Here is an 11886-nt window from a genome sequence, read left to right as displayed (position 1 = left end):
GCCGCGAGCCGCGAACGGCGAACCGCGACGCGCGCGGCGCGACGCTTGACAACCACTCGCCGTGTGATAATCGCGCGCGTTTGACCGCACCTTCGCCCGGGCGTATGATTGACCGGGTGTGCGCTCTCGCGCGCCTTGCGCTGTGCCTCGGCATGGAGCGGGGCGCGGGACCGCACCAGGGATCGGTCTGCGAACAGGCCGCCCCCACGGCATATCCACCCAACACAACAGCCCGGCGCAGTCGCGTCGTGCCGGTGGATCTGTGGTGAAACCACATCGCTGTCACCGTGCAGCATCGACAAGGAGAGAACGTGCCAACTATTCAGCAGTTGGTTCGCAAGGGTCGCTCGCCCAAGGTCAACAAGACCAAGGCGCCGGCGCTCAAGGCGAACCCGCAGCAGGCGGGTGTCTGCACCCGCGTGTACACGACCACGCCCAAGAAGCCGAACTCGGCCATGCGCAAGGTCGCCCGTGTGAAGCTCCGCAACGGCACCGAGGTCACCGCGTACATCCCCGGTGAGGGCCACAACCTGCAGGAGCACTCGCTGGTGCTCGTGCGCGGCGGTCGTGTGAAGGACCTTCCCGGTGTGCGTTACAAGATCGTCCGTGGCGCTCTGGACACCCAGGCCGTCAAGAACCGTAAGCAGGCTCGCAGCCGCTACGGCGCGAAGAAGGGTTGAGTTAGATGCCTCGTAAGGGTCCCGCCCCCAAGCGCCCCGTCGTCAACGACCCGGTCTACGGTGCTCCGATCGTCACGTCGCTCGTGAACAAGATCCTCGTGGACGGCAAGAAGTCGCTCGCCGAGTCGATCGTCTACGGCGCGCTCAGCGGCGTCGAGGCGAAGAACGGCCAGGACGCCGTCACCACGCTCAAGAAGGCGCTCGACAACGTGCGTCCCACCCTCGAGGTCAAGAGCCGCCGCGTCGGTGGCTCGACCTACCAGGTGCCCGTCGAGGTCAAGCCGCACCGTGCGAACACGCTCGCGCTGCGCTGGCTGGTCTCGTACGCGAAGGGCCGTCGTGAGAAGACGATGACCGAGCGTCTGCAGAACGAGATCCTCGACGCCTCGAACGGCCTCGGTGCCGCGGTCAAGCGCCGTGAAGACACCCACAAGATGGCCGAGTCGAACCGCGCCTTCGCGCACTACCGCTGGTAAACATCCCCATTCGGTGGTCGGGGAGCCCGCACAACGGGCTCCCCGCTCCCCGGTGAGAAAAGCAAAGGACACACCCCGTGGCACAAGAAGTGCTCACCGACCTCAACAAGGTCCGCAACATCGGCATCATGGCGCACATCGATGCCGGCAAGACGACGACGACCGAGCGCATCCTGTTCTACACGGGCGTCAACCACAAGCTGGGCGAGACCCACGACGGCGCCTCGACCACCGACTGGATGGAGCAGGAGAAGGAGCGCGGCATCACGATCACGTCTGCCGCCGTGACCTGCTTCTGGAACAACAACCAGATCAACATCATCGACACCCCCGGACACGTGGACTTCACGGTCGAGGTCGAGCGGTCGCTGCGCGTCCTCGACGGCGCCGTCGCCGTCTTCGACGGCAAGGAGGGCGTCGAGCCCCAGTCCGAGACCGTCTGGCGTCAGGCCGACAAGTACAACGTGCCGCGCATCTGCTTCGTCAACAAGATGGACAAGCTGGGTGCCGACTTCTACTTCACCGTCGACACCATCGTGAACCGCCTGGGCGCCAAGCCCCTGGTGCTGCAGCTGCCGATCGGTGCCGAGAGCGACTTCGTCGGCGTCGTCGACCTGGTCGAGATGCGTGCACTCGTCTGGGAGGGCGACTCCAAGGGTGACGTGACCATGGGCGCCAAGTACGAGGTCCAGGAGATCCCCGCCGGACTCGCCGACAAGGCCGCCGAGTACCGCGAGAAGCTGCTCGAGACCGTTGCCGAGAGCGACGACGCGCTGCTGGAGAAGTACTTCGGTGGCGAGACGCTGACCGTCGCCGAGATCAAGGGCGCGATCCGCAAGCTCACCGTCGCCAGCGAGATCTACCCCGTGCTGTGCGGCTCGGCGTTCAAGAACCGCGGCGTGCAGCCCATGCTGGACGCGGTCGTCGACTTCCTGCCGAACCCCCTCGACGTCGGTGCCATCGAGGCGCACGACCCGAAGGACTACGACACGATCATCGAGCGTCACCCCGACGCCAAGGACCCGTTCTCGGCGCTTGCGTTCAAGGTTGCCGTGCACCCGTTCTTCGGTCGCCTCACGTACATCCGCGTGTACTCCGGTCACCTCGACTCCGGCTCGGCGGTCATCAACTCGACCAAGGGCAAGAAGGAGCGCATCGGGAAGGTCTTCCAGATGCACGCCAACAAGGAGAACCCGGTCGACGGCGTCACCGCCGGCAACATCTACGCCGTCATCGGCCTGAAGGACACCACCACCGGTGACACCCTGGCCGACCCGAGCGCGCCGGTCGTGCTCGAGTCGATGACGTTCCCCGAGCCGGTCATCGAGGTCGCGATCGAGCCGAAGACCAAGGCCGACCAGGAGAAGCTGGGTGTCGCCATCCAGAAGCTCGCCGAAGAGGACCCGACCTTCCGCACCGAGCTGAACCCCGAGACCGGTCAGACGACCATCAAGGGCATGGGCGAGCTGCACCTCGACATTCTCGTTGACCGCATGAAGCGCGAGTTCAACGTCGAGGCCAACGTCGGCAAGCCCCAGGTGGCGTACCGCGAGACGATCCGCCGCGCGGTCGACCGTCACGACTACACGCACAAGAAGCAGACCGGTGGCTCGGGTCAGTTCGCGAAGATCCAGTTCGCGATCGAGCCGCTCGAGGTCACGGCCGACAAGACGTACGAGTTCGAGAACAAGGTCACCGGTGGCCGCATCCCGCGCGAGTACATCGAGCCCACCAACCAGGGCTTCCAGGACGCGATGAACGTCGGCGTGCTGGCGGGCTACCCGCTGGTGGGTGTCAAGGCGACGCTGATGGACGGTCAGTCGCACGACGTCGACTCGTCCGAGATGGCGTTCAAGATCGCCGGCTCCATGGGCTTCAAGGAGGCCGTCCGCAAGGCCGACCCCGCGATCCTCGAGCCGCTCATGAGCGTCGAGGTCCGTACCCCCGAGGAGTACATGGGCGACGTCATCGGCGACCTGAACTCGCGTCGTGGACAGATCCAGACCATGGAGGATGCGGCCGGCGTCAAGGTCGTCCGTGCCCTCGTGCCGCTCTCGGAGATGTTCGGCTACATCGGCGACCTGCGCTCGAAGACCTCGGGTCGTGCGGTCTACTCGATGGAGTTCGACTCGTACGCCGAGGTCCCCCGGGCCGTCGCGGACGAGATCGTCCAGAAGGCCAAGGGCGAGTAATCGAGTGGATGCCGGTGATTCCGGCATCCACCCCCTTCTCTCTCCCGAGATCTACAACTTCACAGAATCACAAAACTCTCTCTACTAAACTGAGAAGCAATCCCGTAGAAGACCGGTCGCAATCCAGTGCCCGGAACCCCTACATGAACGTCCTGAGGAGGACCCAGTGGCCAAGGCCAAGTTCGAGCGGACCAAGCCGCACGTCAACATCGGAACGATCGGTCACGTCGACCACGGCAAGACCACGCTCAGCGCCGCGATCTCGAAGGTGCTCGCTGACAAGTACCCGTCGGCCACCAACGTGCAGCGCGACTTCGCGTCGATCGACTCGGCGCCCGAAGAGCGTCAGCGTGGTATCACGATCAACATCTCGCACATCGAGTACGAGACCCCGAAGCGCCACTACGCGCACGTCGACGCCCCGGGTCACGCTGACTACATCAAGAACATGATCACCGGTGCCGCTCAGATGGACGGCGCGATCCTCGTGGTCGCCGCCACCGACGGCCCGATGGCTCAGACGCGTGAGCACGTGCTGCTCGCCAAGCAGGTCGGCGTTCCGTACCTGCTGGTCGCGCTGAACAAGTCCGACGCTGTCGACGACGAGGAGATCCTGGAGCTCGTCGAGCTCGAGGTTCGTGAACTGCTGTCGTCGCAGGACTTCGATGGTGACAACGCTCCCGTCGTCCGCGTCTCGGCGCTGAAGGCGCTCGAGGGCGACGAGAAGTGGGTCGCATCGATCCTCGAGCTCATGGAAGCCGTCGACGAGAACGTGCCCGACCCGGTGCGTGACCGCGACAAGCCCTTCCTCATGCCCGTCGAGGACGTCTTCACGATCACCGGTCGTGGCACCGTCGTCACCGGCCGCGCCGAGCGTGGCACGCTGGCCATCAACTCCGAGGTCGAGATCGTGGGTCTGCGCCCGACGCAGAAGACGATCGTCACCGGTATCGAGATGTTCCACAAGCAGCTCGACGAGGCCTGGGCCGGCGAGAACTGTGGTCTGCTCCTGCGCGGCACCAAGCGTGACGACGTCGAGCGCGGCCAGGTCATCGTGAAGCCGGGTTCGGTTACGCCGCACACGAACTTCGATGGCACGGCGTACATCCTGTCGAAGGACGAGGGTGGCCGTCACAACCCCTTCTACACGAACTACCGCCCGCAGTTCTACTTCCGCACCACGGACGTCACCGGCGTCATCACGCTGCCCGAGGGCACCGAGATGGTCATGCCCGGCGACACCACCGACATGTCGGTCGAGCTGATCCAGCCGATCGCCATGGAAGAGGGCCTCGGCTTCGCGATCCGTGAGGGTGGCCGCACCGTCGGCGCCGGCACGGTGACCAAGATCAACAAGTAGGTCCTGTAGTACCCGAAGCCCCCGGTGAGCATATTGCTCGCCGGGGGCTTCTTTCTGTCGCAGATCAGTAAGAGATTTTTCCTCAAGATCAGCACAATATCTCCTCAAGTCCCCCAAATGGGGGACAAGCCTAAATGAGACTGTTCTCATCTGGGGAGATGACGTCGACTTTCCCTGGGCATCGGACCCGCCGCACACCCGGCGCGGGTCCCGAAGGGGGAGAGAATGCGTCATCTTCGCGCGCGTGCGCACGACTGGACTGTTGCGGCCGCGATCGCGGTCTGCGCGACGGTTCTCTCGTGCGTGGCCGTGATGCCGGCCACGGCCGAGACGCCTCCCCTCGCGCAGTCCACACTGATCGCGGCGGATGCCGTCACCACCCCGCCGGGCGACATCGATTCCGCCGGTCGGACTGCGACCGCGGCGCCCGCGCAGAGCGACAGCACTGCACCTGCGCGGAGCATGACCACGTCGCCGGAGCCGACCGTGACTCCCGAGCCGGCCGAGACGCCCGAGCCGACCCAGTCGCCGGAGCCGACCGAGACGCCCGAGCCGACCCAGTCGCCGGAGCCGACCCAGTCGCCGGAGCCGGAGCCGACCGACGTCGTCGGTGCGATCGACGGCGAGACGAGCGAAGAGATCGTCGAGACACTGGAGCTCAAGAGCACCCTTGCCGCGCCGATGAGTATCACCGCCCTCGCGGCGGCCGACGCGGACAACGGCTGCGTGTACGCGAACGCCACGACCGGTCAGTACAAGGACACGCTCTGCTGGCTCGACCTGTCGTACACGAACGCCGCGGGCCAGAAGGCAGCGATCACGACGCAGTGGATTCAGGTCGGATCGACGTCGACGACCGCGATCACTCAGGCCCAGTTCACCGCGTGCCCGAGCGCGTACCGAACGGGCACGAGTGGCACGAACTATCGCCGCACCATCATGACGTTCGAAAGCCTCATGGGAGCGGCGTACGGTTCGGCCACGTTCGAAGGCTGCGCTCGGTCGCAGTCGGTGGCGACCGCGGCGACCAACAGCGTCACGCAGGCGGGCAACGCACGAGATGCCGGTCTGTACATGGACGCGCAAACCGGCACCTACTACGGCAACGTCACGAACTTCCCGATGACGGTCTCGCTGAGCGGCGGGGCGTATGTCTTCACCGCGAAGCTCTCGATCACGGCACCGCGTTCCGCCGCGATGGCCGCGCGCAGCCACAAGTTCCCCACGTACTCGGCAGCGTTCCTCGGCAACAGCCTGTACGAGGTCCCCGCGAGCATCCGCGAGACCGTTCGCCCGGCGCTCTATCAGGGGCCGGTGGATGCCGGTGGCAACACCACCACGGTCCGGCTCAGCGATATCCAGGTGACCCAGGGCGGAACGGCGTTCGCCGGCTACTCGATCGTCGTCGCCGACGCCGAGTCGACGGATGCGAACGAGAGCATCACCTGGACGCAGTCGGGCGGGCAGGGCTTCCGCTGGCTGCCCAACAACCCCACGGCGTTCACCGCAGCGACGACGGATGCCGCACGCAAGACCGCTGCAGTGGGCAACGCCTGCAGTGCCACAGCGGCAAGCAACTGGCCGGCGAGCCTCATTCCGCCCAGCAGCACGGTCAGCTGTTCCGCCAGCGGGAGCTCCACGAAGACCGGCACCGCGATGCTGCAGGCGCTGCCGCCGTCGAACGGCGCCGCATTCACCGTCACGCAGCAGATGCTGGGCGGCGGCCTGCAGGGCGTCGCGTTCGGCCTGCTCACCTCGCGCGCTTCGGTCACCGTGAACGTCGCCGACCGCGTGCTGAACACGTCCGGTGCCGCGACCGCGGGCAGCTTCACGGCAACGGTCGGCGGCGGCCAGCTCACCCGGATCGCCGATACCGGCGCCACCGGGCTCACGGCCACGCAGGCGCTCGAGCTCCCTGTTCCGGCGAGCGGATCCGCGCTCACCTTCGCTGCCACCGCGCCGTCGCCCTCCTACACCGCTGCGTGGGTATGCACGAAGACCGGCGGCGCCACGACCGAACGCTGGCCGGCGACCGGCACCAGCGCGACGGCACCCGCCGCGGGCAGTTCCTGGTTCGTGCTGCAGCCGAGCACCGCCATCGACTGCACGGTCACCTACACCCCGCCGTACCTCACCCTCATCAAGACGGTCGACAACGGCACGACCGGTGCCACCGCCACGGCGGCGGACTTCACGCTCCGCGCCACCGGTACGAGCTCGACCGCGACCGTCAACGGCGCCGCCGCAGTCAAGCAGCCCGTCGCGACTGGGACCTACACGCTGTCCGAAGTCGTTCCGGCGTCCTCGGTATGGCAGTACGGCTTCGACTGGACCGGCCTCACCTGCACGACCGCGGCATACACGGCCACGAAGAATCCCTCGACCGGCGTCGTCACCGGTGCGACCGTGTCGGTCACGGCGGGGCAGAACGTCACCTGCACCTACACGAACACGGCGCTCAAGCCGCAGCTGGTCATCGCGAAGGATGCGGACCCCGCCTCGGGCGAGCTCGTCGCCGCGGGCTCGGTGGTCACCTACACGCTGACCTTCGATAACCTCGCGGGCACCCAGGCCGCCACGATCGATCACGTCGACCACCTGCGCGACGTCCTCGACGACGCGGTGTTCACCGCGGGCAGCATCCAGTACAGCGGTGCCGGCGTGACGGCGACCCCGACCGAGATGGCCGGCACTCAGCCGCGACTGGTGATCACCGGATCGGTGCCGCGCGGCGAGGTCCGGACGCTCTCGTTCACGGTGACCGTCAAGCAGAACAGCGACGATGCCGCGGCCCGCCGGGCTGCCGCCGCTCCGCTGCAGGGCTTCGTGCTCCGCAACCACCTCACCGCCACGGGCCAGCAGCCGCCGGCGACCTGCCAGCTCCCTGCGCAGGGAGCCCGCGCGACATGCACGACCCATGAGGTGCGTGCCTCGCCGATCGTGCTGCCCTTGACCGGCGGCGATGGCTGGGCGCTGCCCACCCTCGTCGGTGCGACCGCCCTCATCGCCGCGCTCGCCGGCGCCTGGTGGTGGCGTCGACGACGGCTCTCCGACCCCTCCGACCCCACATACATCCACATCACCCACGAAGCACCGTGAGAAAGGCAACACCGATGAACAGCACCAAGAAGCGAGGCATCCTCGCAACGGCGGGAGCGCTGCTGACCGCGGCCGCGCTCGCCCTGGGCAGCGGCACCGCCGCCAGCGCGGCGTCGCAGCCCGTCCCAGATCAGTCGACCGTCGTGATCACCAAGCTCGCCCAGCCGGCGACGCCGGGCACGGCAGCAGACGGCACGCCGCAGGACGTGAGCGGCGCCACCCCGATCAAGGACGTCGTCTTCGACTACTACCTGGTCGACGGCACTGCTGCCGGCCAGACGAACGACATCGGCACCAACGCGGGACAGCAGGCGGCAGCCGCCTGGACCGCGGCGACGGCACCGACCAGCACCACCAAGACCGACTCGTTCACCGCCACGGGCGCGGACGGCGTGACCACGGCGACCCTGCCGCGCGGTCTCTACGTCGTCAAGGAGTCCGCCACCCCCGCAGGCGTGACCGCCGCCGTCGACTTCCTCCTCGCGGTGCCGCTGACCGACCCGGACGACAGCGACGCGTGGCTGGACACCATCCACGTCTACCCCAAGAACGCGCAGATCGGTGCGACCAAGACCGTCAGCGAGGGCACCCTCGTCGTCGGCGGTGACGTCACCTGGACGATCACGACCGACATCCCGCGCGTCGCCAACGCCGCCGGTACGGCGTTCGTCGCGCCCGACTACTTCGAGATCGCCGACACCCTCACCGACGCCGAGCTCGCGCTCTCGACGACGGCCAGCCCGGCCATCACGGTCACGGCCGGCGGCACGGCGCTGACCGTGGACACCCACTACACGCTGCAGGCCGTCGCCGGCACGGGTGTGACCACCCACCAGATCGTCTTCACCCCAGCCGGCCGCACCGCCCTCGCCACCGCGGTGAACGACGCCGCCGACGCCGAGGTCGTCGTGACCCTCGTCACCACCGTCAAGCAGGCCACGGAGATCGCCAACGCGGCGAAGATCTACCCCGATCACAGCTCCAAGACGAACGAGAAGCCGCTGACCACGAACGAGGTCGAGACCAAGTTCGGCAGTTACCGCCTCATCAAGGACAGTTCGGATGCCGAGGTCGAAGACCTGTCGGGTGCCGAGTTCCGCGTGTACGCGACCGAGGCGGCCGCGAAGGCCGGCGGCGCTGGCTACGTCACCGCGACCGACAACGCGGGCACCGCGCGCAACCTCTGGACCACCGATGCCAGCGGCAACGTCACCATCGAGGGTCTGCGGTACAGCGCCTGGGCCAACGGTGCTGCTGTCGACACGAGCGACCCCGCCTACCAGGCGTACTGGCTCGTCGAGACCAAGGCGCTCGCCGGCCACCAGCTGCTCGCCGAGCCCGTGAAGATCACGATCGACGGCGATTCGGTGTCGCAGACCACCCAGATCATCGTGAACCAGTCGACCAGCGGAGCCTTCGTGCTGCCGCTGACCGGTGGCACCGGTGTCGGGTTCCTGATGATCGGCGGCATCGTGCTCCTCGCCGGCGTTCTCGTGGTGGCGCGCCTGCGCCGCCGCGCCGAGGCCGCCGCCGAGTAAGCCGGTGGGTGGCTGCGGAGACCCGAACTCCGCAGCCGCCCGCCCCCCGATCGACCATCACACCGACCAGCACACAGAGGAGATGCCGCCCGTGACCACTCACCGTCGCCGACCGCACCCCGCGGCGACCGCTTTGCCGGCATCCCTCATCCGCACTCCGCTCGCGGCGCTCGTCGCCGTCGTGCTGAGCGTGCTGGCCGTGCTCGGCGGAGCCCTGCCCAGCCAGGCGGCGTCCGACCCGGACGCGGTGGTCACCATGATCGAGATCCACAAGTTCTCCCAGCCGCACGTGCTGGGGGCACTGGCCTCCGGACTGCCGCAGGACACGTCGGGCCTGACTCCGGTCTCGGGAGCGACCTTCACCGCCACACGCGTGCCGGGCATCGACCCGACCACCTCTGCCGGTCAGGCTCGTGCGGCCGCGCTCACCGCCGCGACGGCGACCGCACTGACGAGTGGGGCGAATGCCGCCGCGCGCGCGACGACCGATCGTGCCGGCAACGCCACGCTCGGCGGCCTCGCCGTCGGCGTGTATCTCGTGACCGAAGTCGCCACTCCGGCGGGCTTCGTCCCTGCGGTCCCGTTCGTCGTCGTGCTCCCGCTCACCGACCCCGAGGCGGGCGACCGGTGGCTGTCCACCGTGCACGTGTATCCGAAGAACGCGCAGGCCGGTGTCGTCCTCGAGGTCTCCGACCGTGACGCGGTGACCCTCGGCGATGTGGTGGGCTGGGTGTCGCGTTCCGGCATCCCGAATCTGCGTGATCTCGACGGCTATCGGGTCGTGCAGAAGATCGATCCTCGACTTGCGCTGGTGGATGCCGGCACGAGCGCCACCGTCGTGATCGACTGCGGCGCGACGACCCGCGCTCTGTGCCCGCAGCTCACCGAGGGCACCCACTACACCCGCGTCTACGACGCGAACACCCGCACGCTCACGGTCGAGTTCACCGCCGCCGGGCTCGAGCTGCTCGCGCGGGCCGTGGCGGGCAGCGCAGACGCGCGCGTCGTCGTGACCTACGCCACGACCGTTCTCGCCGAGGGTGAGATCCGCAACGAGGCGGTGCTCTACGCGAGCAGCGCGGCGATGCAGGGCGGCGAGGGAGCTCCCGCGCCGGTGAGCGACACCGCGATGACCAAGTGGGGTCCGCTCGCGATCATCGTCCACGAGCGCGGCAAGCCCGAGACCCTCATTCCCGGCGCGGTGTTCCGGCTGTATCTGAGCGCCGAAGACGCCCGCGCCGGCCGCAATCCGATCGTCGTGGGCGGCGTGTCCGAGTGGAGCACCGACGCCCAGGGGCGGATCGACATCCCCGGCCTGCGGTGGTCCGGGTTCGTCGATGGCCTCGACCGGGAGGCGACCGACGCGCTCTATCGGTACTACTACGCGATGCCGGTCTCGTTCCCGGCCGGATACACCGGTGTGAAGAGCCCGCTGCAGGCGGTCGTCGACTCCGCCACCGAAGCGCAGGTTCTGGTCGTGGAGCTGTGGCGTGCGTCCACGAGCAGCCTGCCCGTCACCGGCGGCCAGCTGTCGATGGGCCTGGTGCTCGCCGGCGCCGGGATGGTCGGCGCGGGCATCGTCTTCGTGACCCGGCGGCGCCGCCGCTCCGCGTCGGACGAAGGCGCGTGAGCGGCCGCCCCGGTCGCGGCCGGCGGCTCGCCGTCAGCATCCTGCTGCAGGTGGTCGCGATGGCCGGCATCGGCCTGCTCGTCTATCCGGATGCCGCGGACTGGTTCGCCCGGCTCGGCCACAACGCCGAGATCTCGGGCTACATCACGCACGCCGAAGCCACGATGACCGGGGAACGGCAGGCGATCCTGAACGCCGCGTACGAGTACAACGACGAGCTCGAACCGGGCCCGCTCACCGATCCGTACATCTCCGAGAGCGAGGATGCGAGGATCGGCAGCGACCTCTACACGGCGTACGAGCAGCTGCTGCGCATCGGCGGCACCGACGCGATCGGCACGCTCAGCTACCCGGCCGTCGACATCGTCCTGCCGATCTACCACGGGACGACGGACGAGTCGCTGACCCGCGGCGTCGGCCATCTCTACGGCAGCTCCATGCCGGTCGGGGGGCCGTCGACCCACTCGGTGCTGACGTCGCACTCCGGGCTGCCGCAGGCGGAGTTGTTCACCGGACTGCTGGGCGCGAAGGTCGGCGACACGTTCTGGATCAGCGTGCTCGGCGAGGAACACCACTACCGGGTCGAGAGCACCGAGACCGTCCTGCCCGGCGAGACGGAGTCGCTCAAGATCACCGAAGGCGAGGACTGGGTCACGCTGTTCACCTGCGCCCCGATCGGCGTGAACAGTCACCGTTTCATGGTGCACGCCGTGCGCATCGCCGACCCGCCCGCGGCGGAGGGTGTCGCGCTTGCCGGCGACGGCCTCAGCGCCGGGTTCCCCTGGTGGGCGGTGTGGTTCGTCGGAGGGTCGGCGCTCGTGGGCTGGGTGTTGTTCGCTCCGCCGCGCCGAAAGAAGGCGAAGCGCCCCGCGGCTCCGTCGCGACCGAGCGAGTCCGCGACAGCCGGGTAG

General features: G+C 68.1%; 8 protein-coding genes. All 8 read left to right on the top strand.

The window, feature by feature from the left end:
- Positions 1-311 precede the first annotated feature (311 nt).
- The 8 genes from rpsL (at position 312) to BKA10_RS09755 (ending at position 11886) form a co-directional block, all read left to right on the top strand.
- A complete protein-coding gene (gene rpsL, locus BKA10_RS09790; RefSeq protein ID WP_183499724.1) occupies positions 312-680 on the top strand; it encodes a 30S ribosomal protein S12 in 369 nt (122 codons plus the stop codon).
- A gap of 5 nt (positions 681-685) precedes the next feature.
- Positions 686-1156, top strand: coding sequence for a 30S ribosomal protein S7 (rpsG, locus tag BKA10_RS09785; protein ID WP_183499723.1), 471 nt, complete (start codon positions 686-688; stop codon positions 1154-1156).
- Between the two features lie 77 nt (positions 1157-1233).
- Entirely contained in the window at positions 1234-3348 is a 2115-nt protein-coding gene (gene fusA / locus BKA10_RS09780) for an elongation factor G (protein WP_183499722.1), read from the top strand.
- Positions 3349-3514: 166 nt separating this feature from the next.
- Entirely contained in the window at positions 3515-4708 is a 1194-nt protein-coding gene (gene tuf, locus BKA10_RS09775) for an elongation factor Tu (RefSeq protein WP_183499721.1), read from the top strand.
- A 225-nt stretch (positions 4709-4933) separates the two neighbouring features.
- A complete protein-coding gene (locus BKA10_RS09770) occupies positions 4934-7807 on the top strand; it encodes a DUF7927 domain-containing protein (RefSeq protein ID WP_183499720.1) in 2874 nt (957 codons plus the stop codon).
- Positions 7808-7821: 14 nt separating this feature from the next.
- On the top strand, positions 7822-9345 hold the full coding sequence (locus tag BKA10_RS09765; protein WP_183499719.1) for a SpaH/EbpB family LPXTG-anchored major pilin: 1524 nt from the start codon (positions 7822-7824) through the stop codon (positions 9343-9345).
- A gap of 91 nt (positions 9346-9436) precedes the next feature.
- Positions 9437-10975 carry a SpaH/EbpB family LPXTG-anchored major pilin gene (locus tag BKA10_RS09760; protein ID WP_183499718.1) on the top strand — a complete coding sequence of 513 codons (1539 nt, stop codon included), beginning with the start codon at positions 9437-9439 and terminating at the stop codon, positions 10973-10975.
- Positions 10972-11886, top strand: a complete 915-nt coding sequence (locus tag BKA10_RS09755) for a class C sortase (RefSeq protein WP_248199340.1) — start codon at positions 10972-10974, stop codon at positions 11884-11886. The genes BKA10_RS09760 and BKA10_RS09755 overlap by 4 nt, the downstream gene beginning before the upstream one ends.

This window comes from Microbacterium invictum, assembly GCF_014197265.1.
Taxonomy (GTDB): Bacteria; Actinomycetota; Actinomycetes; order Actinomycetales; family Microbacteriaceae; genus Microbacterium; species Microbacterium invictum.
The sequence above is the reverse complement of the archived record's forward strand: the minus strand, read 5'-3'. Positions and strand labels throughout refer to the sequence as shown.

Excerpts from the sequence above, each read along its gene's own strand:
- rpsG (WP_183499723.1), top strand. The coding sequence starts at position 686 with ATGCCTCGTAAGGGTCCCGCCCCCAAGCGCCCCGTCGTCAACGACCCG.
- BKA10_RS09765 (WP_183499719.1), top strand. The coding sequence starts at position 7,822 with ATGAACAGCACCAAGAAGCGAGGCATCCTCGCAACGGCGGGAGCGCTG.
- BKA10_RS09770 (WP_183499720.1), top strand. The coding sequence starts at position 4,934 with ATGCGTCATCTTCGCGCGCGTGCGCACGACTGGACTGTTGCGGCCGCG.